This is a genomic window from Streptomyces sp. NPDC057743, assembly GCF_042798755.1.
GTDB lineage: Bacteria > Actinomycetota > Actinomycetes > Streptomycetales > Streptomycetaceae > Streptomyces.
Genome location: NZ_JBHVJX010000035.1, coordinates 1 through 26,080 on the forward strand (window position 1 = coordinate 1; position 26,080 = coordinate 26,080).

A 26,080-nucleotide genomic window follows, 5' to 3' on the forward strand; every position below is an offset into this window, starting at 1 on the left:
GGAGGGGTGGGGGTGCCAGACGTAAAGCGAAGCAGTCTGGCACCCCCACCCCGGAGGTCCGTCACCGCACCCAACAGCCCCGCGCAGCGGACAACAAGTCGGCCCGCCCCGCGCAGCGGCACCGCCCCGCGCAGCGGCACGGCCAGCGCCGCAAGGCGCAAAGACAGCAACCCGCACGGCGGGAAAGTCGACAACGTGGGGCAACCGTCAGGCGGATAGGTCCGCCAGGACCCTCAGCGTTGGCGGGTCCGGTGCCGTCACCAGCAGGTCCGTGATGGCGCTTTCGCGCCACAACTGGAGGCGTTCGGCGATCCGTTGGGGCGGGCCGACGAGTGAGATCTCGTCAGCGAAGGCGTCGGGGACGGCGAGGACCGCCTCCTCGCGGCGGCCCTGGAGGAAGAGCTCCTGGACGCGGTGGGCGGCGTCCTCGAAGCCCATGCGGGCCATCAGGTCGGCGTGGAAGTTCTTGGTCGCGTGGCCCATGCCGCCGATGTAGCAGCCCAGCATGGCCTTGACGGGGAGCAGTCCCTCGGCGATGTCGTCGCAGACCTGGGCGCGCACCATGGGGGCGATCAGGAAGCCGTCGGGGACGGAGGTCAGGGAGGGGCCGTAGACCTCGGGGCGGGTGGGTGACCAGTACAGCGGTAGCCAGCCGTCGGCGATTTCGGTGGTCTGGGCGACGTTCCGGGGGCCCTCCGCGCCCAGCAGGATGGGCAGGTCGGCGCGGAGCGGGTGCGTGATGGGCTTCAGCGGCTTGCCGAGGCCGGTGCCGTCCGGGCCGCGGTAGGGGTGGGGGTGGAAGCGGCCGTCGGAGGCCACCGGGCCCTGGCGGCGCAGGACTTGGCGGACGACGTCGACGTATTCCCGGGTGGCGGTCAACGGGCTCTTGGGGAACGGGCGGCCGTACCAGCCCTCGACGACCTGCGGCCCGGACAGCCCCAGCCCCAGCATCAGCCGCCCACCGGAGAGGTGGTCGAGGGTGAGTGCGTGCATCGCGGTGGCGGTGGGGGTGCGGGCGGCCATCTGGGCGATGCCGGTGCCCAGTTTGATGCGGGAGGTGTGCGCGGCGATCCAGGTGAGCGCGGTGAACGCGTCGGAGCCCCAGGCTTCCGCGGTCCACACCGAGTCGTAGCCCAGGCGTTCGGCCTCGCGGGCGAGGTCGAGGTGCCGGGGGTCGGGGCCGCGGCCCCAGTAGCCGAGTGCCAGGCCGAGTCGCATGGGCCGCCCCTTAGCAAAAGACTGTCAACAGCTGGGATTGCTCGGTGATGTGACGAGGCGTCAGGTGGGTGTGTTGCGTCGGGCACTGTACGGGGGTGGTGCGGACATGGCAACGGCCCCCGCCTGCGGGAGGCGGGGGCCGTGGGGTGGGCGCGCGGGGCGCGGTGAGGCGTGGTCAGCCGCGCTGGATGCCGGTGGTGTCCTGGAGGATGCCGCGCCGGCCGTCCTGGGTCTGCGCGACCAGCGCGGAGCCGCGCTGGTCCACCGCGAGGTACCAGGTGCCGGGCGCCAGTTCGGCGATCGGGGAGGGCGAGCTGTCCTCGCCGTAGAGCGGGCGGGTCACCGGCACCGCGAACCAGAACGGAGCGAACTCGGCCGGGGCGCCGGCCGCCGGGGTGGCGCCCGCCGCGCCGCCGGCCGCCGCCCCCGCCGCGTGCCCGACGGTGGCGCCGGCGTCACCGGCCGGGGCCTGCTGGCCGCCGTAGGACTGGCCGCCGGGGTAGCCGTAGCCGCCCTGCTGCTGCCCGCCCGCCGGGTAACCGTAGCCCTGGGGCGGCTGGGCGCCGCCGCCGTACGGGCCGGCGACCGGTGTCGGGCGGGGCGCGCCGACCAGGGGGAGCTTCAGGGCCGGGACGAGCGGGGTGGCGACCGCGGCGCCCGCCAGGGCCAGCGCGGCGATCAGGCCGAGGATCAGACCGATGCCCGCGCCGGGGCTGTCGATGAGCGCCCAGAACGCGGTCCAGGCGGCGAACAGGGACAGTGCCACGCCGAACTGACCGAGCTCCAGCCCGGCGACCTTGCGCGGCTGCGGCAGCGCCCGCGACGTGACGATCAGCGCGGCCGCGATGACGCCGGCCAGGTAGATGCTCATCAACAGGTGCAGCGCTTGCCAGGCGTTTGCATCGCCGTACGAGTTGAGGTTGAGGAACGAGGCGATCAACAGCACTACCGCTGCTCCGATCGCCACGCCGTCGCCTCGACTGAGGGAGCGGATGTTCACGTAAAGGTCCTTTGTCGGTTTCGTGTTCCTGGTCGACCGCGTGACGGCGTCGACGCGGTCGTTGGCGCGCGGTGCGAGGCACGGCGAGGGGCCCCCATCGTAAAGGGGAACCTATCGCCGAATCCTGTGGGCCGCCCCGCGGTATCGGCGCGGCCCGCGGGTGGAAGTCCGTTCGGCGGGCGGTGGGAAGTCCGTTCAGCGCGTCAAGAAGTCCGTAATGCCCTCCGTGATCCCGCGGGCTGCCTTTTCCCGCCAAGCGGCGTCGGTCAATTGCGCGGCGTCCTTCGGATCGCGCATATTGCCGCACTCGATGAACACCTTCGGCACGGTGGAGAGGTTCAGTCCGCCGAGATCGGAGCGGACGTCCAACCCGGTGCCGTGCCCGAGGTAATTGGAACGAGAACTTCCGGTCGTTGTCGCGAAGTGGTCGGCCAGTCGCGTGCCCAAGTCCCGCGAGGGCGCGACGATCCGGGAGGTGTCGGCCGCGCCGGCGCTCACGCGGGCCGGGAGGATGACGTGGAAGCCGCGGTTGCCGGGGACCGAGCCGTCGGCGTGGACGGAGACCGCGGCGTCCGCGCGGACCCGGTTCCCGGCCGCGGCGCGGGCGTCCACGCACGGCCCGTACGGACGGTCGCCGTCCTGGGTGAGGACGACCCGGGCGCCCGCGGCCTCCAGGAGCGCGCGGGCCCGCCGGACGACGTCGAGGGTGAAGTCCGCCTCGGCGTAGCCGTCGTTGGTGGCGGTGCCGGTGGTGTCGCACTCCTTGTGGTCGTTGCCGACGTCGACGGAGCGGGCGATCTCGGCGGTGTGGTCGCGGTTGTGCGGATTGTGGCCGGGGTCGAGCAGCACGGTCTTGCCCTTGAGGCCGGCGTGTGGGGCGCCGGTGGGGGCCGGGCGGTCGTCGCCGGTCGTGGGGGTGGTGCCCGGCGCCGGCGAGGTGGCGGCGCCGGCGGGGGAGTGGCCACCGGCCGGCGGCCGCCAGACCAGCCAGCCGCCGACGCCGACGGCCACCACCACAGCGAGCGCGATCAGCAGGGTGCCGCGCGGACGGCGGCGGGGTGGGGGGAAAGTGCCGTTCGACATCTGCGCGATGGTAGCCGGCTCAGATTCCGGGGCCGGTACGCCGCAGAACGCGCAGCGAACGGTGCGCCGAGACCTCGGTGAACGCGCCGGAGTCCAGGGCCCGGCGGTAGATGCGGTAGGGGGCCTGGCCGCCGTCCGCCGGGTCCGGGAAGACGTCGTGGATCACCAGCAGCCCGCCGTCGGCGACGCGCGGGGCCCAGCCCTCGTAGTCGGCTCTGGCGTGCTCGTCGGTGTGGCCGCCGTCGATGAAGACCAGGCCGGCCGGCGCCTGCCACGCGTCAGCGATCCGCGGCGAGCGGCCCACCAGGGCGATCACCCGGTCCTCCAGGCCCGCGGCGTGCAGCGTGCGGCGGAAGGTCGGCAGGGTGTCCATCCGTCCGATGACCGGATCGACGACCTCCGGATCGTGGTACTCCCAACCGGGCTGCTGCTCCTCGCTGCCCCGGTGGTGGTCCACCGTGACGGCCATCACGTCGGCGGTCCGCGCCGCCTCGGCGAGCAGCAGCGTGGAGCGGCCGCAGTAGGTGCCGATCTCCACCAGCGGCAACCCCAGCGCCGCCGCCTCACAGGCCGCCGCGTACAGGGCGAGCCCCTCGTCCACGGGCATGAAGCCCTTCGCCGCCTCGAACGCGGCGAGGATCTCCGGCCGGGGCGCGAGCGGTGCCGTGGGGGCGGTCATGGGCTTCCTCCTGTGGGTGGACTTCTCCTGCGAGAGGGATCGTGCCGTATGGAGGGTGGGGTGCGGAACGGGGGTCGGGTCAGCGGCTCTTCGGCGGCCCGGCTTCCGGTTCCCGGGGCGTTACGGAGGTCGGGAAGCGGTCGGGAAGCGGCCGGGAATTCGTGGTATTCGGGGGTGCGGGAGAGGTGTGCCGGAACGTGCCGTGGAACTCGCCCGGAACGCGCGCGTCAGGGGTGCTTCCGAGTGCGTCGTAAGCGTTCGCCGGGTAAGCGTTCGTAAGTGTCTGGGTGTGTCCGCGTGCGTGTCCGGGGGCGCCCCTGCGGATGTCCGCGTGCGTGCTTAAGCGCGCCGAATCCGGGGCCGTATTAGGGGCGTCGATAAACCGGTCGTGGTGGGGTGGGAGGGGAATAGCGGGCGGGCGGTACGGAATTCGGCGGGGCGTTTGCGGGGCGGGGGAGGGGCGGGCCGGCCGCGTCCGGGCCGGCGCGCCCCGGGTGGGCATCCGGCCGGTCAGCTGACCTTCCGTCAGATTGGAACGTGTTCTACTCTGCCGGGCATGGGCATCGGAATCACGCAGGACCACCGGGACCTTGCGGAGGCGGTGCGCGGCTGGGTCGCGCGGGCCGTACCGCCCGAGGACGTGCGCAAGCTGCTCGACGCCGCGCCGGAGCGGACCGGCCGGCCCGCCCACTGGGACGGGCTCGCCGAGCAGGGGCTGCTCGGCCTGCACCTCCCCGAGGCGGACGGCGGGGGCGGCGGCGCACTGCTCGATCTCGCCGTCGTGCTGGAGGAGTTCGGCCGCGCCGCGCTGCCCGGCCCCTATCTGCCCACCGTCCTCGCCGCCGCGCTGCTGCACCGCGGGGGCGCGCCCCGGGATCTGGTGCGGGCACTGGCCACCGGCGGGCGGACCGCCGCCGTCGCCCTCGGCAGTGGCTCGCTCACCGCCGTGGCGAGCGACGACGGCTACCTCCTGGACGGCACCGCGCCCCCGGTCCTGGCCGGCGGCGACGCCGAGTTGATCGTGTTGGCGGCGAAGGCCGCCTCGGGGACGGTGTGGCTGGCGGTGGACGCCGCGGACCTCGCCGTCCGCGTCCAGGACAGCGCCGACCCGACCCGGCCGACCGCCGAGGTCCGCGCCGACGGGACGGCGGTGCCCGGCGCGCGGCGGCTCGCGGTCGACGGCGCGCTGGTCCGCGATCTGGCCGGGCTGCTGTTCGCCGCGGAGGGCTGTGGCACCGCCGCCCGGGCGGTGGAGACCGCCGCCGCGCACGCCGCGGTGCGCGAGCAATTCGGCCGCCCCATCGGCCAGTTCCAGGGCGTCAAGCACCTCTGCGCGGACATGCTGGTCCGCTGCGAGCAGGCCCGCGCGCTGGTCTGGGACGCCGCCCGGGCCGCCGACGCGGGGCCCGAGGTGCGCGGCCTGGTCGCCGCGCTGGCCACCGCGACCGCCCTGGACGCCGCCGTCGGTTGCGCCAAGGACTGCATCCAGGTCCTGGGCGGCATCGGCTTCACCTGGGAGCACGACGCCCACCTCCATCTGCGCCGGGCGATCACCGCCCGGCAGCTGCTCGGCGGCGGCGCCGCCCACCGGCAGCGCGCCGCCCGCCTCGCCGCCGCCGGCGCCCGCCGCGCCCTGAGCCTGGAACTCCCCGCCGAGGCCGAGGAGTTCCGGGAGGCGGCGCGCACCGCCGTCGAGCGGGTGCGCGGCCTGGACCCCGCCGCGGCCCGCCGCGCCCTGGCCCCCACCGGATACGCCGCGCCCCACCTCCCCGCCCCCTACGGGCTGGGCGCCGGGCCCGTGGAACAGCTCGCCATCCAGCAGGAGATGGCCGCCGCCGGCGTCCGGGTGGCCGAACTGGGCATCGCCACCTGGGTGGTGCCGGCCCTCCTCGCCCACGGCACCGCCGCCCAACAGGAGCGGTACCTGCCGCCCACCCTCCGCGGCGACCTGACGTGGTGTCAACTCTTCTCGGAGCCGGAGGCCGGATCGGACCTGGCGTCGCTGCGCACCCGCGCCGAGCGCACCGCGGACGGCCGGTGGCGGGTCAACGGCCAGAAGGTGTGGACCTCGGCCGCGCAGAGCGCCGGCCACGGCATCCTGCTCGCCCGCACCGATCCGGACGCGCCCAAGCACCGCGGCCTGACCTTCTTCGTCGTCGACATGACGAGCCCGGGCGTCGACGTCCGCCCGCTGAAGGAGATCACCGGCGACGCCCTCTTCAACGAGGTCTACCTCGACGACGTGCTGCTGCCGGCGGACGCGGCCATCGGCGCGGTCGGCGACGGCTGGCGGGTGGCCCGCACCACCCTCGGCAACGAACGCGTCCACATGGCCGACCAAGTGGCCTTCGACACCGGCCTTACGGCCCTGTTGGCGCGCACCGCCGACCTCGACGACGCCGTCCGTGCCCGCCTCGGCCAGCTGGCCGCCGAGGCGCACGCGCTCGGCTGCATCGGGCTGCGCACCACCCTCCAACGGGTCCTCGGCGAGGAGCCGGGCGCCGGCGCGAGCGTCCGCAAGCTGCTGCAGACCGCGCACCAGCAGAAGGTCGCCGACCTCGCCCTGGAACTCCTCGGCCCGGCCGGCGCGGTCAACGAGGGCCCCGGCGAACGGGCCCTGCACGGCTTTTTGATGTCGCGCTGCCTGACCATCGCCGGCGGCACCACCCAGGTCCAGCTCAACGTCGTCGCGGAGCGGCTGCTCGGCCTGCCCCGCGACCCCGAGCCCCGTCCCCTCATCTGACCGCAAGGCTTAGGCCCAGGAGGTCCGCATGGCCGGCACGGCGTACATCATCGGCGTCGGGATGACCCGCTTCGAGAAGCCCGAGACCCGCGACTGGCAGTACTGGGACATGGCACGACAGGCGGGCGGCGCGGCGCTGGCCGATGCCGCCGTCGACTACGACGCGATCGAGCAGGTGCCGGTCGGCTACTGCTTCCAGCCGTCCACCGCCGGCCAGCGCGCCGTCTACGAACTGGGCCTGACCGGCATCCCCGTCTACAACGTCAACAACAACTGCGCCACCGGCGCCACCGCGCTGATGCTGGCCCGCCAGTTCGTCGCCTCGGGCCTCAACGACTGCGTGCTGGCGCTGGGCTTCGAGAAGATGAAGCGCGGTGCGCTGGGCGGCGGGGCGGACGGGGGCGACTTCAAGAGTTCGCCGGTCGCCCGGCATTACGGGGTGATGGCCGCGGCGCACGGCTTCGAGATGACCCCGCCCACCGCCCAGATCTTCGGCAACGCGGCCCGCGAGCACATGGACCGCCACGGCACCACCGCCGAACAGCTCGCCATGGTGGGCGCCAAGAACCACCGGCACTCCGTGCACAACCCCTACGCCCAGTTCCGGGACGCGTACGCGGTCGAGGAGATCCTCGCCGCGCGCACCGTGCACGCCCCGCTCACCAAGCTCCAGTGTTCGCCGACCTCGGACGGCGCCGCCGCCGCGGTGGTCGCCTCGGAGCGGTTCGTCCGCGAACACGGCCTGGCCGACCGGGCGGTGGAGATCGCCGCCCAGGCCATGACCACCGACACCGAGGAGAGCTTCGCCTCCGGCTCCTGCATCGACGTGGTCGGCGCGCCCCTGACCCGCGACGCGGCCCGCCAGGTCTACGCGGCCGCCGGCCTGGGCATCGAGGACGTCGACGTCATCGAGCTGCACGACTGCTTCTCCATCAACGAGCTGCTGACCTATGAGGCGTTGGGGATGTGCGCACCCGGCGAGTCGGGCAAGCTGATCGCCGACGGTGCCACGACCCACGGCGGCCGCTGGGTGGTCAACCCGTCCGGCGGACTGATCTCCAAGGGCCATCCGCTGGGCGCCACCGGCCTGGCCCAGGCCGCCGAACTGGTCTGGCAGTTGCGCGGCACGGCCGGCGACCGGCAGGTCCCCGGCGCCCGCGTCGGCCTCGCCCACAACATCGGCCTGGGTGGCGCCGCGGTGGTGACGCTGTTGCGGAGGTGAGCGCCGGGGGCCGGTGTGGTGCGAAGGGCGGCTCGCGTACTGTCGAGGGGACGATCGCCTTCCCGTTGACCTGAGGAGCCCCCACCATGAAGGCCCTGCTCTGGCTGCTGCTCGTGGCCGCCCTCGTCTTCAACCTCGCCACCTACGCGCTGTGGGACGGCTCGTTCCGGGCGGCGATGAGCCTTTGCTCCGGCGCGGTCTGCCTGGCGTGCGCGGGCGGGCTGTGGCTCCTCCGGAGCCGGCGCGCACAGCGCGCGTAGGTGCGGTGCGCGGGGCCGGGGTGGCACCCCTCGGCCCCGGCCTACGTCCCGCGTCCTAGGGCCGCGCGCGCGACGCATGCACCGTTATCCCGATGCGCGGGGCGCGCGTGCGGTGCGAGCATGGCCCCCATGCCCCCGATAGCCACCCCTTCCACGCTGTCCGCGACCGAGCGCCGGGCGGCGGCGCCGGCCTGGCTGGTGATGCTGCTGGTCTGCGCCGGACAGTTCCTGGTCGTGCTCGACGTCTCCGTCGTCAATGTGGCACTGCCCGCCATGCGGACCGGCCTCGGCCTGACCGAGCTGGGCCTCCAGTGGATCGTCAACGCCTATGTGATCACCTTCGCGGGCTTCATGCTGCTCGGCGGCCGGGCCGCCGACATCTTCGGGCGCAAGCGGATCTTCCTGGTGGGGCTGGCGCTGTTCACCGTCGCAAGCCTGGCCGGCGGACTCGCCCAACAGTCCTGGCAGTTGATCGCCGCCCGCACCATCCAGGGCGTGGGTGCCGCGGTGCTCTCCCCGGCCACCCTCACCATCCTCACCACGTCGTTCCCGACCGGCCCGGCCCGCACCCGGGCGATCGCGACCTGGACGGCGGTCGGCGCCGGCGGCGGCGCGGTGGGCGGCCTGGTCGGCGGCGTCCTCACCCAGTACCTGTCGTGGCGGTGGGTGCTGTTGATCAACGTGCCGGTGGGCGCACTGGTGTTGACCGGCGCGGCGTGGTGGCTGGCCGAGAGCCGGCACGGCACCGGACGGCGGCTGGACGTGCCCGGCGCGCTGCTGGTGACCGGCGGGCTGGGCCTGGTGGCGTACGGCATCGTGCAGACCGAGACGCACGGTTGGGGATCGGCGGCCGCCCTGCTGCCGCTGGCCGCCGGACTGCTGGTGGTCGCCGCCTTCGTCGCCGTCGAGGCGCGCACCAAGGCGCCGCTGATGCCGCTGGGGCTGTTCCGGCTGCGCTCGGTCTCCTCGGCGAACGCGGCGATGGTGCTGTCCGGCGCCGCGATGTTCTCCATGTGGTACTTCCTGTCGCTCTACACGCAGAACGTCCTCTCCTACAGCCCCCTTCAGGCCGGGCTCTCCTTCCTGCCGCACTCGCTGTCGATCGTGCTCGGGTCGAAGGCGGCGCCGCACCTGATGAACCGGATCGGCGCCAAGACGCTGGCGGTCTGCGGCGCGGTGATCTCGCTGTGCGGGATGCTCTGGCAGAGCACGCTGACCGTCGACGGGACGTACCTGGGGACGATCCTCGGCCCGGGCATCCTGATGGCGTTGGGCGCCGGACTGACCGCGACGCCGACCGCGGCCATCGCCACCTCCGGCGCCGGCCCCTCCGAACAGGGCCTGGTCTCCGGCCTGATCAACACCTCCCGGCAGATGGGCGGCGCGCTGGGCCTGTCGGTGCTCTCCACCGTCGCGGCCTCCCAGATCACCGCCGGCCACGACCAGGCGGCCCTGGCCAGCGGCTACGGCATGGCCTTCCTGGTCGGCGCCATGGTGCTGGTCGGCAGCATCGTGCTGATGCTGCTCGCGCTGCCCCGCCGGCGCGCGGACGTCGGCCTGGGCTGAACCAGGGCTGAACCAAGGCTGAAGCAGCCGGGCCGCCCCGGCCCCAACGCGCCGGCTACAGCCAGCCGTTGCGGCGGGCCGCGCGGACCGCCTCCATGCGGTTGCGGGTGCCGGTCTTGCCGATGGCGGCCGAGAGGTAGTTGCGGACCGTGGCCTGCGAGAGGTGCAGCTTGGCGGCGATGTCGGCGACCGTCGCGCCGTCCACCGCGGCCGTCAGCACCTCGCGCTCGCGCGGCGTCAGCGGATTGGGCCCGGCGCTCAACGCGGCGGCCGCCAGCCCCGGGTCGATCACCCGCTCCCCGGCCAGCACCCGGCGGATCGCCGCCGCCAGATCCTCCACCGGGCCGTCCTTCACCAGGAAGCCGGAGGCCCCGGCCTCCATGGCGCGACGCAGATAGCCGGGCCGGCCGAACGTCGTGACGATCAGCACCTTGCACGACGGCAGCCGGTCGCGCAGCTCGGCGGCGGCGTCCAGCCCGCTGAGGCCCGGCAGTTCGATGTCCAGCAGCGCGACGTCCGGGCGGGACGTCAGCGCCGTCGGGACGATCTCGTCGCCGGCCGACACCTGGGCCACCACCTCCATGTCCGCTTCGAGGTCGAGCAGCAGCGCCAGCGCGCCCCGCATCATCCGCTGGTCCTCGGCCAGCAGGATCCTGATCACCCGGCCCACTCCTCATCCGCCAGATCGCCCGCGCCCACCGGTAGTTCGGCGGTCACCCGGAAGCCGCGCCGGCCGTCGGGGCCGCTGCGCAGCGTGCCGCCCGCCGCGGCCAGCCGCTCGGCCAGCCCCGTCAGACCCGTGCCACCCGCCGGACCCGCGGTGGCGTCGGGCGAGGAGGCGGCCACCCCGTCCGCGTCGGCCGTCCCGTCCGTCCCGTCTGCGTCCGCCGGTGCGGAGCCTAGGGGACCCCGCCCGTCGTCCGTGATCGTCAGCCGCACCCGCTCGTCGTCGGTGTGCACCTCGATCTCGCAGCGGGTGGCGCCGCTGTGCCGGACGGCATTGGTGACGCCCTCGCGTACCACCCAGCCCAGCAGCGCCTCGGCCTGCGGCGGCAGCGGCGGACCGGCCCGCCGCACCACCGGCTCGATGCCGGCGCCGTCCAACGCCGAACGGGCCCGGTCGAGTTCGGTGCCCAGGCTGCCCTCGCGGTAGCCGCTGACCGCCTCCCGGACCTCGGTCAGCGCCTGCCGGCCCACCGCCTCGATGTCCGCGGCCTGGGCCAGCGCCGCGTCGAGGTCGCGGGGCGCCAGCCGGCGCACCGCCTCCGCCTTCACCACCACCACGGACAGCGTGTGCCCCAGCAGGTCGTGCAGGTCGCGGGAGAACCGCAACCGCTCCTTCTCCACGGCGCTGCGGGCCAGCTCCTGACGGGTGGCCCGCAGCTCGTTGATGGTGTCGAAGAGGCTGAGGACGGTGGCCGTCACCATCCCGGACAGGAACGTGCCGTAGCCGATGCCGAACGAGCCCCAGGGGTCGTCGCCGTGCCAGCCGGACAGGAAGCCGGCCGCGCCGCTGAGCGCGATCAGCCAGATCGCCAGCGGCTTGCCGCGCAGCGCCCGCACCGTGCCGGAGGCCAGCGACAGCAGCGGGAAGAACAGGAACCACTCGCCGCCGAAGCCGAGCGCGATGGCGACCGTGACGGCGGTCAGCGCGGCCAGGGCGTAGAGGGGGTAACGGGTGTCGCGCCGGCGGGGGTTGAAGGCGGAGAAGACGACCGTGACGTAGAGGGAGTTGAAGGTCAGGAGCCCGGCGCCGGCCAGCCAGGGATTGCCGGCCTTGCCCTGGATGATGTTGGAGAACGCGCCCATCCCCATCAGCAACCAGGGCAGGAAGGCGTACCGACCGGGCCGCTTGTGCACCCGCTCGGTCGGCTCCGCCGCCGTGCACCCCTGCCGGTCCGCCGCGCCCTCGGGCGCCGCGTCCCGCTCCCGCCGTCCGCGCTCCGGCCTCATGTCGCCCACTGCCTCGTCCCGCTCACCGCTCCGTACCCTTCCCCGTGCTCTTCCCAGCCGCCCGGCCGGCCGCGCTCGCGGCGCGTGACCGCCGAAGCGTGCCAGCCGGACGGCCGGCACCGCCACTGTCTGCGGGTTCGGCGCGGCGGCGTTCCCCCGTGCCGCCGCCGCGCGCCGCCCGACACCCACGACGTTACGGAGCGTCGCGGCCCGGCGGCAGTGCCGAATGTGGGGAAAGACCACTGACAAATGTCATGGCCGACGCGCGCCGCCCGGCGGGCGCGCTCCCGTAGGGGCCGTCGCCCGCGATATCTGACATACCGTCAGGGGTCTTCCGGGCGCCGCCCGCATCGGCTATACATGACTGCCATCGGCTAGAACGCGTTCTAGAACAGTTGCGCCGACGAGCGCGGGCCCGCCGATCCGAGACGACCCCGGCACGGCCGACGGTGCGGACGGCTGGGCCGGGGTCTTCAACACCGTGGTGAAGGAGAGCAGCACCCCCATGCCCATCGACGCCGCCAAGGCCACCTCCGCCGAGCCGCGGACCACCGAACTCGCCTGGGACCACAAGGACGTTCAGCTCTACCACCTCGGCATCGGCGCCGGCGCGGCCACCTCGGAGAGGCCCGGCGCCGCCACCGACCCCGACGAGCTCCGCTACACCCTGGAGAGCGCCCTGCACGTGCTGCCCAGCTTCGCCACCGTCGCCGGCGGGGGCATGGCGCTGGCCGGCGGCCTGAGCGCCCCCGGCATCGACGTCGACCTGGCCGCCGTCCTGCACGGCGGGCAGACCGTCACCGTGCACCGCCCGCTGCCCGTGCACGGTCGCGCCACCCAGACCTCCACCGTCCCGGCCGTCTACGACAAGGGCAAGGCCGCCGTGATCGTGCTGCGCTCCGAAGTGGCCGACGCCGACGGGCCGTTGTGGACCTGCGACACCCAGATCTTCGTCCGCGGCGAGGGCGGCTTCGGCGGCGAGCGCGGCCCGTCGGTCCGCGGCGAACTGCCCGACCGGGCGCCCGACCTGATCACCGAGCGCCTGATCCGCGCCGACCAGGCGCTGCTCTACCGGCTCTCCGGCGACTGGAACCCGCTGCACGCCGACCCGGAGTTCGCCAAGCTGGCCGGCTTCGACCGGCCGATCCTGCACGGCCTGTGCTCGTACGGGGTGACGCTGAAGGCGGTGGTGGACGCCGCGTTGGGCGGGGACGTCACCCGGGTGCGGTCCTACACGGCGCGGTTCGCGGGCGTGGTGTTCCCCGGGGAGACGCTGCGGATCCGCCTGTGGCGCCAGGAGCGGGAGGGCGGCGGCCGCATCCACGTCGCGGTCACCGCCGTCGAGCGGGACGACGCACCGGTGTTGGCGGACACCGTGGTCGAGCACAGTTTGCCCAGCCCGTCCGGCGATTGAGGGCGAGCGGCCGTCGGGCCGCGCTACCCCGACGGTCAGCCGGGGCGGGACCAGCATGTCGTACAGACGAGAGGAGCGGGTGTCGCATGCGCGCAGCCATTCAGCACGAGACGGGGCGAAACGAGCTGGAGGTGCTCGACGACGTCGAGGCGGTGGGGTTCGGGCCCGGCCGGGTCCGGATCCGCATCCGGGCCACCGGACTGTGCCACTCCGACCTCTCCGCGATGAGCGGGGTGCTGCCCCAGCCCACGCCGTTCGTCCCCGGGCACGAGGGGGCCGGGGAGATCCTCGACGTCGGCGACGGGGTCAGCGACCTGAAGGCCGGCGACCGGGTCCTGATGTGCTGGCTGCCCGCCTGCGGGAGCTGTCCGTCCTGTCGGCGCGGCCAGAGCCACCTGTGCCTGGCCGGCTTCATGAACGCCGGCACCCCCAACTTCCAACGCCCCGGCGGTGAGGTCTTCGGCTTCGCCGGGACCGGCACCTTCGCCGAGGAGGTGGTGGTCGCCGCCAACTGCGCGGTCCCGATCCCCGACGACGTCCCCTACGAGATCGCCGCCCTGATCGGCTGCGGGGTCACCACCGGGCTCGGCGCCGCCTTCAACACCGCCAAGGTGGCGGCCGGTTCGTCGGTCGCGGTGATCGGCTGCGGCGGCGTCGGCATCTCCGTCATCCAGGGAGCGCGGGCCTGCGGCGCCGCCCAGATCGTCGCCGTCGACCCGGTGGTAAGCCGCCGCGAGGCCGCCCTCCGCTTCGGCGCCACCGAGGCCGTCGCCCCGGACGAACTCGCCGACGCCAAGGGCAGGATCACCGCCGGCGAGGGCTTCGACTACGTCTTCGAGGTCGTCGGCAAGTCCGCCACCGCCCGCACCGCCTACGAGACCACCCGCCGCGGCGGCACCCTCTGCGTGGTCGGCGCCGGCGCGCTGGACGACACCTTCCAGGTCAACATGTTCGAGCTGTTCTTCGACGAGAAGCGCATCCTGCCGTCCCTCTACGGGGGCGCGGACGTGCTGCGCTCCTACGAGCGGGCCATCGCCCTGTGGCGGGCCGGCCGGATCGACCTCGAAGGACTGATCACCCACCGGGTCCGGCTGGAGGGCATCAACGACGCGCTGGACCAGATGCGTTCGGGCACCGCGCTGCGCACCTGCATCGAGATCTGACGCCGACGAGGCGGGAGAGGACACGCATGGCACAGCCACTGGAGGGCCTGACCGCGCTCGTCACCGGCGCCGGGCGCGGCCTGGGCCGGGCCGAGGCCCTGGAACTCGCCCGGCTCGGCGCCCGGGTCGTCGTCAACGACTTCGGTCAGCCGGGCAGGGACGGTTCGGGGACGGCCTCGGCGGCGCCCGCCGAAGCCGTCGCCGAGGAGATCCGCGCCGCCGGCGGCCAGGCCGTCGCGCACACCGGCGACGTCGCCGACCACCAACAGGCCGGCGCCCTCGTCCAGTTGGCGATCGACACCTACGGCCGACTGGACGTCCTGGTCAACAACGCGGGCATCCTGCGGGACCGGATGGTGTTCTCGATGACCGAGGACGAGTGGGACTCGGTGATCCGGGTGCACCTCAAGGGCCACTTCAACACCACCCACTTCGCCGCCGCCCACTGGCGCGCCCGCTCCAAAGAGGCCGGCGGCCCGGTCTTCGGCCGGATCGTCAACACCTCCTCCGAGGCGTTCCTCGCCGGCTCGGCCGGCCAGCCCAACTACGCGGCGGCCAAGGGCGGCATCGTGGGCCTGACCACCTCCACGGCGCTGGCGCTGGCCAAGTACGGCGTGACCGCCAACGCCATCTGCCCGCGCGCCCGCACCCGGATGACCGAGGACGTCTTCGCGGGCTTCGCCGGCCCCGAGGACGGCCGGCTTGACCCGTTGGCGCCCGAGCATGTCGCGCCGCTCGTCGGCTACCTCGCCTCGCCCGCCGCCGCCCGCCTCAACGGCCAACTCCTGGTCGTGCACGGCGGCATGGTCGCGATCGCCGAACGCCCGCGGATCGCCGCGAAGTTCGACACCGCACAGGACGCCTTCAGCTACGAGGAGTTGGACGGCCTGCTCACCCCGTACTACGCGGGGCGGCCGGCCCACGAGACCTTCGCCGCCGCCGAGGTGCTGGGCCTCAAGCACGACTGACGCGCGGCGCGCGGACGCCCGGGACGCACAACGGCCGTGGCCGCCGCCCACGTCACGCGGGCGGCGGCCACGGCCGTCGAGCTCTCCGGTCCGCTCAAACGGTCTGCGCCTGGTGGTCGCGGCGGTGCCGCCCCTGCGCGGCCTGCCCCTCTTCCGAGGTGGCGGCCGGACCGCGGTGCCTGCCGGAGCCTGCGGCCGCGGCGGCCTGGGCGGCTGCCTCCTGGGGGCGCGCCTGGGTCGTGTCGGTTCGGGCTTCGGACATGAAAAGAGTCACTCCGTCAGATCGCTTACAGCTGTACGCGTCGGGACCTCCCCCGGCTCCCGCCGGGACGCGTCCCGTGCGATGCCGTAGGTGGCCGGGTCAACCGGCTGCACAGCCCCCGCCGGAATACTAACGGGGCGGGAATCAGCGCTCCACTGGGACTCACGAGACGAGAGAGGCGCCTGTTGCAGCGGAACTGGCCTGCACAGGCGGGGATGCGCAGGCCCTTCGTGCGGTTCCGCGTCCCGCGGCTTCGATTGTGGAGATGCTGTGGAGTTGACGGCGCTATCGCCTGCATCCGGGACAATCTCCGCACCGTCGACGCCCGCCGAAACCGCCGGAATCTTTGCGTCCGCAATGGCGTTGGGGGCGGCGACGTCGGAGGGGACGCCGTCGGACGGGGCGGTGTCGGACGGGCTGTCGCCGCCCGCCCCGGCTTCCGGCGCCTTGGCCGAAGTCGTCTGCTCCGCAACTGGCCCCAGCGGTATGGCCATCCGGGCCACCCCGCACGGCACCGCCCCCGTCGCGTACGGGAGCAGCAGCGCGCCCTCCGGCGTCCACCGGCCGCTGCCCGCCAACCAGCCTTCCGGGGCCGGGAGTTGCCGCAACTGCCGCTGTGCGGGCCGCCATACGCCCAGCCGGGGCCCGACGGGGGCGCCGGGTCCGTCGGCGCCCTCGCGGCGATCTGGGCCGTCGAGCCGGAACGCCACCGCGCAGCTCTCCGGGTGCCGTGTCCGCCCCGGTTGGACGGCGAACGGCGTCACCGTCGCCCCCGGCGCCCGCAGGCACTCCGGGAACCGCACCGGCCGACTGCTGCCCAACATGCCCCAGCCCACCCGCTCGTGGCCGGGGGCGTCGGAGCGGACCAGCAGCAGCCCGCTGTCCGGATCGGCGAGCAGCAGTCGGTCGTCGCTCTCCTCGGTGATCTGGAGCAGCGGGCTGACCTCCCCGTCCCGCGCCAGGTCGACCACCACCGCCTTGGTGCGGCCGGCCAACTCCCGGTCCACGGCCAGCAGTCGACCGTCGTGGTCCAGCCAGGCGCCGCCGGTGCAGCGGCCCGGCACCACGGCGACCCGCTCGGGGCCGGCCGCCCCGCCGTGCACCCGCCACACCGCGGTCCGCTCCGCGCCGGGCGCCAGCGCATAGCCGAACCGGCCGCCGGGGGCGGGCGGCAGCAGCGCAAGCGCCTCGGTCGCCACCGCGCCCACCAGGACCTCGTGGGTGCCGGGCCCGGTGGGGGAGAGCACCGAGACGGTGAAGCGGTCGGCGACCCGGCGGACGATCACCACCCGGCCGTCCGCGAGCGGCAGCAGCCCGCTGTCCGGCTCCTCGGGCTGACTGCCCGCCAACGGGACCGCGTACGGCTCCGGGCCGTCGAGCGTCCAGCGCTCCGGGAACCAGCTCCCGGCGGCGTCGTCGTGCCGGGCGAGCCGGGCGGCGTACGAGCCGTCGGCCGCGAGGGTCAGCGCCGCGCGGGGCGGGCCGTCGGGCGCCGTGGTGTGCTCACCGGCACGGATCGTCATCGGTGCCACCTCCCGTGGGGACGTTAGTTTTCGCACTTCCGGCCGATCAACGAGAGATGCCGCTCTTCACGCATAAGGGTGGCTGTTGTCCAGTTCGCCGGTAAGGGGAGGGGTGGGTGTGCTGGGCGATTCAAGGGTGCTTAAAGTTAGGGCGACCTAAGTTGCCGTCGGTGGCCGGGCGGCCCCGCCCTGCCGGTCCGGCGACCCGCTCGATCTGGAGTGACGCGATGCCCCTTCGCCGCCGCGGCGCCGCCGCCCTAGCCCTCGTCGCCGCCGGCGCCCTCGCGCTCGCCGGCTGCGGTTCCTCCGGCGCGGACGGCCAGAGCGAGGGCGGCGCGGGCTCGAAGTCCGTGGCCCAGGGCGGCAAGGACTTCGGCAAGGCCGCCGACGAGACCGCGAAGATGGGCACCGACGCCAAGCCGGGCCAGTTCCCGCGCACCGTCCGGCACGCCATGGGCACCACCACCCTGCCCGCCGCCCCCCGGCGCGTGGTCGTCCTCGACGTCGGCGAGCTCGACAACGTCGTCTCGCTCGGCATCAAGCCGGTCGGCTACGCGCCCACCGAGGGCGACGCCGCGCTCCCGGACTACCTCGCCAAGGACGCCGGCCACCCCAAGAGCGTCGGCACCATCAACGGCCTCAACCTGGAGGCCATCAACGCGCTCAAGCCCGACCTCATCCTGGGCAGCAAGCTGCGCGCCGAGAAGCAGTACCAGCAGCTCAGCAAGATCGCCCCGACCGTCTTCTCGATCCGCCCCGGCTTCACCTGGAAGCAGAACTACCTGCTCAACGCCGCCGCCCTGGACAAGACGGCACAGGCCAAGAGCGCGCTCGCCGCCTACGAGGCCAAGGCCAGGAAGCTGGGCGACGACCTCGGCCCGCACAAGCCGACCGTGTCGATGCTGCGCTACATGCCGCAGTTCACCCGCCTCTACGCCCAGCGCTCCTTCATCGGCACCGTCCTGAAGGACGTCGGCCTGCCCCGCCCCAAGAACCAGCAGGCCGACGACCTCGCCGTCGAGGTCAGCCCGGAGAACATCAACCAGGCCGACGCCGACTGGATCTTCACCGGCGTCTACGGCGACCCCAAGTCCACCAAGCGGGACACCGCCGAGCAGAACCCGCTGTGGAAGAACCTCAAGGCGGTCAAGGCCGGCCACGCCAAGAACGTCAAGGACGAGACCTGGTACCTCGGCCTCGGCGTCACCGCGGCGAACAGCGTCCTGACCGATCTGCGCGACCTGCTCGTGAAGTAGGCGTGAAGGAGCGGCCCCGTAAGAGGAGCCAGAGGAGCCGTCCCGGTGGGCGGCCGCCGGGTCAACTGGCGGGCCGCCGGGCCCCGAAGCGGCCGCCCGCGGCTTCGGCCGACCGGGGCCCGGCGCGCGGGCGCGCGGGGAAGGTAACCTTCCCCCGTGCCCGCACTGTCTGAAGTCCTCGCCGCGCTCGACGTCCTCTGGCCCCCCGAGCGGGCCGAAGGATGGGACGCCGTCGGCACCGTCTGCGGAGACCCCGACGCCGAGGTCCGCCGGGTGCTGTTCGCCGTCGACCCGGTCCAGGAGATCGTCGACGAGGCGGTGCAGCTCGGCGCCGACCTGCTCGTCACCCACCACCCGCTCTATCTGCGCGGGACGACGACGGTCGCGGCCTCCACCTTCAAGGGCAAGGTCGTGCACACCCTCATCAAGCACGACATCGCCCTGCACGTCGCGCACACCAACGCCGACACCGCCGACCCCGGCGTCTCCGACGCCCTGGCCGGCGCGCTGGACCTGCGGATCCTGCGCCCCCTGGTGCCGGACGCGAGCGATCCGGCCGGCCGCCGCGGCCTGGGCCGGATCTGCGAACTCCCGCACCCGATGACGCTGGCCGAGCTGACCGCGTACGTCGCCGCCCGCCTGCCCGCCACCGCGCAGGGCATCCGGGCGGCCGGCGACGTGGACGGCGAGATCCGCACCCTCGCGGTCTCCGGCGGCTCCGGCGACAGCCTCTTCGACGACGTGCGGGCGGCCGGTGTGGACGCGTTCCTCACCGCCGACCTGCGCCACCACCCGGCCTCCGAGGCCACGCAGACCACCGGTCCTGGCGGCCCGTTGGCCCTGCTGGACGCGGCCCACTGGGCCACCGAGTGGCCGTGGTGCGAGCAGGCCGCGGCCCAACTCGACGCGGTCTCCGACCGGCACGGCTGGGGACTGCGCACGCATGTCTCCCGCACGGTCACCGACCCCTGGACCGCCCACGCGGCGTCCGCCCCGCTCACCAGCCACCCGGAAAATTCGCACACCACAGGAGCCCCCCGCTGAACGCCGCGCCCGCCGACCAGATCCGCCTCCTCGACGTCCAGAACCTCGACGTCCGGCTCACCCAGCTCGCGCACCGGCGCAAGAACCTCCCCGAGCTGGCCGAGCTCGCGACCCTGGAGGGCGACCTCACCCAGCAGCGCGACCTGCTCGTCGCAGCCCAGACCGAGGAGAGCGACACCAGCCGCGAGCAGACCAAGGCGGAGCAGGACGTGGACCAGGTCCGCCAGCGCGCCGCCCGCGACCAGAAGCGCCTCGACTCCGGCGCCGTCAGCTCCCCCAAGGACCTGGAGAACCTTCAGCGCGAACTGGCCTCGCTGGCCAAGCGCCAGGGCGACCTGGAGGACGTCGTCCTGGAGGTCATGGAGCGCCGCGAGGCCGCCCAGGAGCGGGTCCGCGAGCTGACCGACCGGGTCGCCGCCATCCAGGCCAAGGTCGACGACGCCACCGCCCGTCGGGACGCCGCCAACGCCGAGATCGACGCCGAGGTCGCCACGGTCACCAAGGAGCGCGAACTCACCGTCGCCGACATCCCCGCGGCGCTGGTCACGCTCTACGACCGGATCCGCGCGAAGCAGGGCGGCATCGGTGCCGCCCGCCTCTACCAGCGCCGCTGCGAGGGCTGCCGGCTGGAGCTGGACATCACCGAGCTCAACGACGTGCGCGCGGCCGCCGCCGACGCCGTCGTCCGGTGCGAGAACTGCAGCCGCATCCTGGTCCGCACGCCCGACTCGGGTCTGTAGGCCGTGCCCCGCGAGCTGATCGTGGAGGCCGACGGCGGGTCCCGGGGCAACCCGGGGCCCGCCGGCTACGGCGCGGTCGTCCTCGACCCGGCGAGCGGCGAGGCGTTGGCCGAGGCCGCCGAGTACATCGGGACGGCGACCAACAACGTCGCCGAGTACAAGGGCCTGTTGGCGGGGCTGCGCGCCGCCAAGGCCCTGGACCCGGAGGCCAGCGTCCACGTCCGGATGGACTCCAAGCTGGTCGTGGAGCAGATGTCCGGCCGCTGGCAGATCAAGCACCCGGACATGAAGCCGCTGGCCGCCGCGGCCGCGGCGGTCTTCCCGCCCGACCGCGTCAGCTACGAGTGGATCCCCCGCGCCCGCAACAAGCACGCCGACCGGCTCGCCAACGAGGCGATGGACGCGGGCCGGGACGGTCGGCAGTGGGAGCCGCGCGACTCCCGCGCGGCGCTCGACGCGGCGGATGCCCGGGCCGCCGGGGCGGCGGATGCCGAGGCCGCTGGGCCGGCGGATGCCGCGCCCGCCGCGCCGCCGGCCGGTTGGGCCGCGCCCGATCTCGGCGTCCCCGCCACCCTCGTCCTGCTCCGGCACGGCGAGACCGCGCTGACGCCGCAGAAGCGCTTCTCCGGCAGCGGCGGCACCGACCCCGAACTCTCCGCCGCCGGCCGCCGCCAGGCCGAGGCGACCGCCGCCGCGCTCGCCGAGCGCGGCACCGTCCAGGCCGTGGTCAGCTCGCCGCTGCGCCGCTGCCGGGAGACCGCCGAGACCATCGCCGACCGGCTCGGCCTCGACGTCCGGGTCGAAGAGGGGCTGCGCGAGACCGACTTCGGGGCCTGGGAGGGGCTGACCTTCGCCGAGGTCCGCGAGCGGTACCGCGACGACCTCGACGCCTGGCTCGGCTCCGCCAAGGCGGCGCCCACGGGGGGCGGCGAGTCGTTCGCCGCGGTCGCCCGCCGGGTCGCGGTCGCCCGCGACAAGCTGCTCGCCCGCTACGCCGGGAAGACCGTGCTGGTCGTCACCCACGTCACCCCGATCAAGACGCTGGTCCGGCTGGCCCTCGGCGCTCCGCCGGACTCGCTGTTCCGGATGGAGCTCTCCGCGGCGTCGCTCTCCGCGGTGGCGTACTACGCGGACGGCAATGCGTCGGTGCGGCTGTTCAACGAGACGTCGCATCTGCGGTAGCGCTTCGGCGGGCGTCCGCTCGTCTGTGGTGCCGGGTCCGGGGGTTTGCGGTGCTGCCCCGTGGGCGTTCGCGTACAGTTCGCGCCGTCGCTGGGGCTTCAGTTGCTCAACGCCGCCGCCTCGCGGGCCAGTTGCTCGACCCGGGGCCAGTCCTTGGCGGCCAGGGCGTCGGCGGGCAGCATCCACGTGCCGCCTACGCAGGCGACGTTGGGCAGGGCGAGGTAGGTGGGGGCCGACGCCAGGCCGATGCCGCCGGTCGGGCAGAAGCGGGCCTGGGGGAGGGGCGCGGCCAGCGACTTCAGGTAGGGGGTGCCGCCCGCCGCCTCGGCCGGGAAGAACTTCATCTCGGTGACGCCCTCGTCCAGCAGGGTCACCACCTCCGAGGCCGTCGAAACGCCCGGCAGGAACGGGAGTTCGGCGTCCCGCAGCGCGCCCAGCAGGCGCGGCGACCAGCCGGGGCTCACCAGGAAGCGCGCCCCGGCCGCGGTGGCGGCCGCGACGTGCTCCGGGGTCAGCAGGGTGCCGGCGCCGACCACCGCGTCCGGGACCTCGTCGGCGATGGCCCGGATCGCGTCCAGCGCGGCGGGCGTGCGCAGCGTCACCTCGATCGCCGGCAGCCCGCCGGCGACCAGCGCCCGGGCGAGCGGCACGGCGTCCGCGGCGTCCCGGAGGACGACCACGGGGATCACCGGCGCGAGGCCGAGCACCGAGGCGGGGGCGGGGGAGGAGGGCGCGGAAGGAGGGGCGGCGTCAGTCACGCCGCCCATACTGCGCCGTGTCGGTCATCCTCCGCAACGAGCGTTGCGGAGGGTGCAACGTTGTGGGTGGCGTGCGGCTACAGCTCCGTGACGATCACGTCCAGGGCCCACGGCTTGCCGGCCTTCGCCGGGGCCGTCGCCTCGACCGCGTAGCCGAGCCCACGCAGCGCCTCCACCAGCTCGGCCGGGTCCGCCGGATCGGCGCCGGCCACCAGCAGGTCCCGCACCAGCCGGCCCTTGGTCGCCTTGTTGAAGTGGCTGACCACCGACCGCTTCTCGACCCCGCCCACGATCTTCGACTGGAGCACCCGCACCGTCGCGGTCCGCCCGGCGACCTCGCCCTTGGGCTTCCAGGCCGTGGCGTACGCCGCCGACCGCAGATCCAGCACGAGGCCCGTCCCGGCAACCTCCGGCAGCACCTTCGCCATCGGGTCGCGCCAGTACGCGCCCAGCGCCCCCAGCCCCGGCAGCTTCACCCCCATCGAGCAGCGGTACGACGGGATCCGGTCGCCGATCCGCACGGCGCCCCACAGTCCCGAGAACACCAGCAGCGCGCGCTCGGCCCGCTTCCGCGCCGCCTTGTCCAGGGACGCGAGCCCCAGGGCGTCGTAGAGCACGCCGGTGTAGATCTCGCCGGCCGGGCGGGTGCCCGCGGTGCGCAGCCCGGCGTTCTTGGCGACCTCGCCCTTCAGGCCCTCGCTGAGCCCCAGCACCTCCTGGGCCTTGGCGGCATCGGCGGAGCACAGCCCGACCAGCTCGTCCAGCACCTCCGCGCGCGCCGCGGTCAACCCCGGCAGCGACAACGCCCCCAGCTCCAGCGGCTCCCCGGTCCCTCCCGCGGCCTTACCTTCCGACGGCGGCAACAGCACGAGCACGGTGTTTCTCCTTCACGGGTGGTACGGGCAGGGGGTGCGGCCCCCGGCACAAGAGCTTAAGAGCCGGGCCGCCCGGCCGCGGTCCCCGCCCGGTGCCCTTACGGCGCGCCGGGAGCGCCCGTCGGTCATACGCTCGATGCCATGCCCCGTCGCCACATGCATGTGACCGACGCAGCGGAGGCCCCGCTCCGGGCCGCCCTGCACGACCTGCGCGTGCGGATGGAGATCCCCGACCACTTCCCGCCCACCGCCCAGGCCGAGGCCGACAGCGCGGCGCGCGCCCCGCGCATCCCGGCCGGCAACGGCGAGGTCGCCACCGAGCACACCCTGTACGACGCCACCGACCTGCCGCTCTTCACCCTCGACCCGCCCGGCTCCCGCGACCTGGACCAGGCGATGTACCTGGCCCGGCGCCAGGGCGGCGGCTACCGCGTCCACTACGCCATCGCCGACGTCGCCTCCTTCGTCACCCCCGGCGGCGCCCTGGACGCCGAGGCGCACCACCGGGTGGCCACCCTCTACTTCCCCGACGAGCACGTCCCGCTGCACCCCACCGTGCTGAGCGAGGGCGCCGCCAGCCTGCTGCCCGACCAGGACCGGCCGGCCGTGCTGTGGCAGCTCGACCTCGCCCCCGACGGCACGCTGACCGGCACCGCCGTCCGCCGCGCCCTGGTCCGCTCCCGCGCCCGCCTGCACTACGCCGGCGTCCAGCGCGTCCTCGACGACGGCACCGCCGAGGAACCGCTCGCCCTGCTCCGCGAGATCGGGCTGCGCCGCGAGGAGTTGGAGACCGTCCGCGGCGCGATCTCCCTCAACGTCCCCGAGCAGGAGATCGTCGAACGCGACGGCCGCTACACCCTCGCCTACCGCGCCCCCCTGCCGGCCGCCGCCTGGAACGCCCAGGTCTCCCTGCTCACCGGCATGGCCGCGGCCGAGCTGATGCTCGCCTCCGGCACCGGCATCCTGCGCACCCTCCCCTCCGCCCCCGACGGATCGGTCGCCCGACTCCGCCTGACCGCCCAGGCCCTCGGCGTCGACTGGCCGCACCACACCTCGTACGCGGCGCTGATCCGCACCCTCGACCCGCGGCGTACCCGCCACGCCGCGTTCCTTCAGGAGTGCACCGCCCTGCTCCGCGGCGCCGGCTACACCGTCTTCGACGGCACCGCACCGCCCGCCACCACCGCCGTGCACGCCGCGGTCGCCGCCCCCTACGCGCACGCCACCGCCCCGCTGCGCCGGCTCACCGACCGCTACACCTCCGAGCTCTGCCTGGCCGCCGCGGCCGGCCGCACCCCGCCCGGCTGGGTCCGCGCCGCCCTGCCCGCCCTGCCGCACGAGATGGAGCTCGGCAACCAGCGCGCCAACCAGGTCGAGCGGGCCTGCGTGGACCTGGTCGAGGCGGCCCTGCTGCGCGACCGGGTCGGCGACACCTTCGAGGCCCTGGTCGTCGACCGCCACCAGGACGACCCCACCCAGGGCACCGTCCAGCTCTTCGAACCCGCCGTCATCGGCCCCGTCCGCGGCGGCCCCGCCCTCCCCCTGGGCGACCGCATCCGGGTCCGCCTCGCCACGGCCGAACCGGGCCGGGAACCAGTGCAGTTCACGCCGGTATGAGGGCCCGGCCCCGCCGCGCACCGGGCCGCTCCTCCCCACCCATCCCCTCACCCCGGCGCCACCGGCTTCCCGGGCTCCGCCGCCCGCCCGGCCGTCCGCGCCCCGGCCAGGGCCCCGCGCACCGCGGCCACCGCGCCCCGCGCATCGTCCGCGTGGAACCGCACCGTCCGCACCACCTCCCGCCGCCCCAGCAGCCGCACCGCCACCACCGGCTCGGTCAGCTCCAACGTCACCGACGTCTGCCCGCCCACGGCCAGCTCCAGCACCCCGTCGTCCCGCGCGCCCCGCCCGAACCGCAGGTCGTACCGGACCGACGCGATCCGCTCCAACGGGATGCGCACCGCCATCCGGGCACCGTCGCGCACCACCACCTCGTCCGCCGTCACCGCATGCGGCCTGGTCACCGCCGCGGCCTGGTACCCCAGCACCATCAGCACCGTGTACACGTCGACCACCAGCGTCACCGCGTGCACCACCGGCAGCTCCCGCACCAGCAGGCTCACCCCGACCGCCTCCACCGCGCACACAAACGTCAGCCCGTACAGCAGCGCCGCCTGCGCCCCCGCATACGGCAGCGCCCGCGCCCCCGCCGGCACCCCGACCCGGCGTCGCACCACCCACCACACCAGGCTCACCAGCCACCGCCCCTCGTGCCGGAGCAGCCGCCCCACCCGCTCCCCGAACCCCCCGGCCCCGCTCACCGCGCCCGCTCCTCGATCATCCGCATCGCCCGCCGCACCGCCGACACCTGCGCCGGCGCCAACTCCGCCACCATCAGCTCCGTCCAGAACTCCGCCCCCGGCCCGCAGTCCGGCGCGCCCCCGGCCCCGGCGGCGACCGCCGCCACCGCCCCCTCCGGCACACACTCCACCAGCGCCCGCGCCGCCCCTTCCACCCGCGGATCGTCCACCGCCGCCCCCGCCAGCGAGTCCAACAGCTCATACACCGCGTACGCCCGCTCCATCGCCCCCGGCGCCGCCAACGCCTCCCGCAGCGCCGCCGCCATCGCCCCCTGCACCCGCCCGTCCCCCGACGCCTCCAGCAGGGCCAGCACCTCCCGCTCCCGCGCCGCCATCGCCGGCTCCGGCCCCGGCAGCCGCGCCGACGCCCGCGCCATCTCCCCGAACAACTCGGCCAGTTGCTCCGACACCGGCCCCTCCTCCGGCAACCCGCCCGGCTCCTCGGCACGCCGCAGCAGCTCCGCCAGCCGCACCCGCCGGGCCCGCAGCGCCTCCTCCTGCCGCGCCAGGTCCGCGTCCAGCTCCGTCAGCACCTCCCGCAACTCCCGTCCGGCATCGTCCGCCAACACGTCCCGGACCTCCTCCAGCCCGAGCCCCAGCTCCGTCAACCGCCGCACCCGCGCCAACGCCACCGCGTCGCGCAGCCCGTATTCCCGGTAGCCGTTGGCCCGCCGCACCGGCTCCGGCAGCAGCCCCAGCTGGTGGTAGTGGCGCACTGTCCGCGTGCTGACGCCGGCCAGCCCGGCGAGTTCCCCGATCCGCATGGGGCCAGTAGAAACGTTGACGCAACGGCAAGGTCAAGCGGCCGGCGTCC

At 74.5% G+C, this 26,080-nt stretch carries 24 protein-coding genes; 12 read left to right on the forward strand and 12 right to left on the reverse strand.

Annotated features, from left to right (window positions below; translation table 11 throughout):
* Positions 1 to 207 precede the first annotated feature (207 nt).
* The 4 genes from ACFVFQ_RS30575 to ACFVFQ_RS30590 form a co-directional block, all read right to left on the reverse strand.
* Positions 208 to 1,218 carry an LLM class F420-dependent oxidoreductase gene (locus ACFVFQ_RS30575; protein WP_383422242.1) on the reverse strand — a complete coding sequence of 337 codons (1,011 nt, stop codon included), beginning with the start codon at positions 1,216 to 1,218 and terminating at the stop codon, positions 208 to 210.
* A gap of 175 nt (positions 1,219 to 1,393) precedes the next feature.
* Positions 1,394 to 2,218, reverse strand: coding sequence for a hypothetical protein (locus ACFVFQ_RS30580; RefSeq protein ID WP_383422244.1), 825 nt, complete (start codon positions 2,216 to 2,218; stop codon positions 1,394 to 1,396).
* A 195-nt stretch (positions 2,219 to 2,413) separates the two neighbouring features.
* A complete protein-coding gene (locus ACFVFQ_RS30585; protein WP_383422246.1) occupies positions 2,414 to 3,301 on the reverse strand; it encodes an N-acetylmuramoyl-L-alanine amidase in 888 nt (295 codons plus the stop codon).
* A 19-nt stretch (positions 3,302 to 3,320) separates the two neighbouring features.
* Complete coding sequence (locus tag ACFVFQ_RS30590; RefSeq protein ID WP_383422248.1) at positions 3,321 to 3,980, reverse strand: class I SAM-dependent methyltransferase; 660 nt, start codon at positions 3,978 to 3,980, stop codon at positions 3,321 to 3,323.
* Positions 3,981 to 4,536: 556 nt separating this feature from the next.
* Between ACFVFQ_RS30590 and ACFVFQ_RS30595 the strand changes: the two genes are divergently transcribed.
* The 4 genes from ACFVFQ_RS30595 (at position 4,537) to ACFVFQ_RS30610 (ending at position 9,771) form a co-directional block, all read left to right on the forward strand.
* A complete protein-coding gene (locus ACFVFQ_RS30595) occupies positions 4,537 to 6,723 on the forward strand; it encodes an acyl-CoA dehydrogenase (protein WP_383422250.1) in 2,187 nt (728 codons plus the stop codon).
* Positions 6,724 to 6,751: 28 nt separating this feature from the next.
* On the forward strand, positions 6,752 to 7,945 hold the full coding sequence (locus ACFVFQ_RS30600; RefSeq protein ID WP_383422252.1) for a beta-ketoacyl synthase N-terminal-like domain-containing protein: 1,194 nt from the start codon (positions 6,752 to 6,754) through the stop codon (positions 7,943 to 7,945).
* Between the two features lie 86 nt (positions 7,946 to 8,031).
* On the forward strand, positions 8,032 to 8,205 hold the full coding sequence (locus tag ACFVFQ_RS30605) for a hypothetical protein (RefSeq protein ID WP_383422254.1): 174 nt from the start codon (positions 8,032 to 8,034) through the stop codon (positions 8,203 to 8,205).
* Between the two features lie 120 nt (positions 8,206 to 8,325).
* Positions 8,326 to 9,771: an MFS transporter gene (locus tag ACFVFQ_RS30610; RefSeq protein ID WP_383422256.1), complete on the forward strand. Its 1,446-nt coding sequence runs from the start codon at positions 8,326 to 8,328 to the stop codon at positions 9,769 to 9,771.
* Between the two features lie 55 nt (positions 9,772 to 9,826).
* Here the strand turns inward: ACFVFQ_RS30610 and ACFVFQ_RS30615 are convergent, their stop codons facing one another.
* Complete coding sequence (locus ACFVFQ_RS30615; protein WP_383422258.1) at positions 9,827 to 10,432, reverse strand: response regulator; 606 nt, start codon at positions 10,430 to 10,432, stop codon at positions 9,827 to 9,829.
* On the reverse strand, positions 10,429 to 11,724 hold the full coding sequence (locus ACFVFQ_RS30620) for a histidine kinase (protein WP_383422260.1): 1,296 nt from the start codon (positions 11,722 to 11,724) through the stop codon (positions 10,429 to 10,431). Before ACFVFQ_RS30620 ends, ACFVFQ_RS30615 begins: the two co-directional genes overlap by 4 nt.
* A gap of 505 nt (positions 11,725 to 12,229) precedes the next feature.
* On the opposite strand from ACFVFQ_RS30620, the gene ACFVFQ_RS30625 reads away from it, so the two are divergent.
* From ACFVFQ_RS30625 to ACFVFQ_RS30635, 3 genes are all read left to right on the forward strand, one after another.
* A complete protein-coding gene (locus tag ACFVFQ_RS30625; RefSeq protein WP_383422262.1) occupies positions 12,230 to 13,138 on the forward strand; it encodes a MaoC/PaaZ C-terminal domain-containing protein in 909 nt (302 codons plus the stop codon).
* Positions 13,139 to 13,224: 86 nt separating this feature from the next.
* Entirely contained in the window at positions 13,225 to 14,301 is a 1,077-nt protein-coding gene (locus tag ACFVFQ_RS30630) for a Zn-dependent alcohol dehydrogenase (RefSeq protein ID WP_383422264.1), read from the forward strand.
* 26 nt (positions 14,302 to 14,327) lie between these two features.
* Positions 14,328 to 15,269 carry a 3-oxoacyl-ACP reductase gene (locus ACFVFQ_RS30635; RefSeq protein WP_383422266.1) on the forward strand — a complete coding sequence of 314 codons (942 nt, stop codon included), beginning with the start codon at positions 14,328 to 14,330 and terminating at the stop codon, positions 15,267 to 15,269.
* A 94-nt stretch (positions 15,270 to 15,363) separates the two neighbouring features.
* On the opposite strand, the gene ACFVFQ_RS30640 is transcribed toward ACFVFQ_RS30635, so the two are convergent.
* A complete protein-coding gene (locus tag ACFVFQ_RS30640) occupies positions 15,364 to 15,531 on the reverse strand; it encodes a hypothetical protein (protein ID WP_383422268.1) in 168 nt (55 codons plus the stop codon).
* Between the two features lie 8 nt (positions 15,532 to 15,539).
* Positions 15,540 to 17,054 carry a hypothetical protein gene (locus ACFVFQ_RS30645; protein ID WP_383422270.1) on the reverse strand — a complete coding sequence of 505 codons (1,515 nt, stop codon included), beginning with the start codon at positions 17,052 to 17,054 and terminating at the stop codon, positions 15,540 to 15,542.
* 227 nt (positions 17,055 to 17,281) lie between these two features.
* On the opposite strand from ACFVFQ_RS30645, the gene ACFVFQ_RS30650 reads away from it, so the two are divergent.
* The 4 genes from ACFVFQ_RS30650 (at position 17,282) to ACFVFQ_RS30665 (ending at position 21,276) form a co-directional block, all read left to right on the forward strand.
* The gene (locus tag ACFVFQ_RS30650; RefSeq protein ID WP_383422272.1) at positions 17,282 to 18,310 is read left to right on the forward strand and encodes an ABC transporter substrate-binding protein; all 1,029 of its coding nucleotides are present in this window, start codon (positions 17,282 to 17,284) and stop codon (positions 18,308 to 18,310) included.
* Between the two features lie 156 nt (positions 18,311 to 18,466).
* Positions 18,467 to 19,354, forward strand: coding sequence for a Nif3-like dinuclear metal center hexameric protein (locus ACFVFQ_RS30655; RefSeq protein ID WP_383422274.1), 888 nt, complete (start codon positions 18,467 to 18,469; stop codon positions 19,352 to 19,354).
* Entirely contained in the window at positions 19,351 to 20,094 is a 744-nt protein-coding gene (locus tag ACFVFQ_RS30660) for a zinc ribbon domain-containing protein (protein WP_383422370.1), read from the forward strand. The genes ACFVFQ_RS30655 and ACFVFQ_RS30660 overlap by 4 nt, the downstream gene beginning before the upstream one ends.
* Positions 20,095 to 20,097: 3 nt before the next feature.
* Positions 20,098 to 21,276, forward strand: a complete 1,179-nt coding sequence (locus ACFVFQ_RS30665; RefSeq protein WP_383422276.1) for a bifunctional RNase H/acid phosphatase — start codon at positions 20,098 to 20,100, stop codon at positions 21,274 to 21,276.
* Positions 21,277 to 21,374: 98 nt separating this feature from the next.
* Here ACFVFQ_RS30665 and eda read toward each other — a convergent pair whose 3' ends face one another.
* Positions 21,375 to 22,043 (reverse strand): bifunctional 4-hydroxy-2-oxoglutarate aldolase/2-dehydro-3-deoxy-phosphogluconate aldolase, encoded by a 669-nt coding sequence (gene eda / locus ACFVFQ_RS30670; RefSeq protein WP_383422278.1) that lies wholly within the window; start codon positions 22,041 to 22,043, stop codon positions 21,375 to 21,377.
* 68 nt (positions 22,044 to 22,111) lie between these two features.
* Positions 22,112 to 22,909, reverse strand: a complete 798-nt coding sequence (gene yaaA, locus ACFVFQ_RS30675; protein ID WP_383422280.1) for a peroxide stress protein YaaA — start codon at positions 22,907 to 22,909, stop codon at positions 22,112 to 22,114.
* 141 nt (positions 22,910 to 23,050) lie between these two features.
* Here yaaA and ACFVFQ_RS30680 point away from each other — a divergent pair, with 141 nt between their 5' ends.
* Positions 23,051 to 24,526: an RNB domain-containing ribonuclease gene (locus ACFVFQ_RS30680; RefSeq protein WP_383422282.1), complete on the forward strand. Its 1,476-nt coding sequence runs from the start codon at positions 23,051 to 23,053 to the stop codon at positions 24,524 to 24,526.
* 47 nt (positions 24,527 to 24,573) lie between these two features.
* Here ACFVFQ_RS30680 and ACFVFQ_RS30685 read toward each other — a convergent pair whose 3' ends face one another.
* Together ACFVFQ_RS30685 and ACFVFQ_RS30690 are read right to left on the reverse strand one after the other, a co-directional pair.
* A complete protein-coding gene (locus tag ACFVFQ_RS30685) occupies positions 24,574 to 25,227 on the reverse strand; it encodes a hypothetical protein (RefSeq protein ID WP_383422284.1) in 654 nt (217 codons plus the stop codon).
* A complete protein-coding gene (locus ACFVFQ_RS30690) occupies positions 25,224 to 26,030 on the reverse strand; it encodes a MerR family transcriptional regulator (protein WP_383422286.1) in 807 nt (268 codons plus the stop codon). Before ACFVFQ_RS30690 ends, ACFVFQ_RS30685 begins: the two co-directional genes overlap by 4 nt.
* Between the last annotated feature and the right edge of the window lie 50 nt (positions 26,031 to 26,080).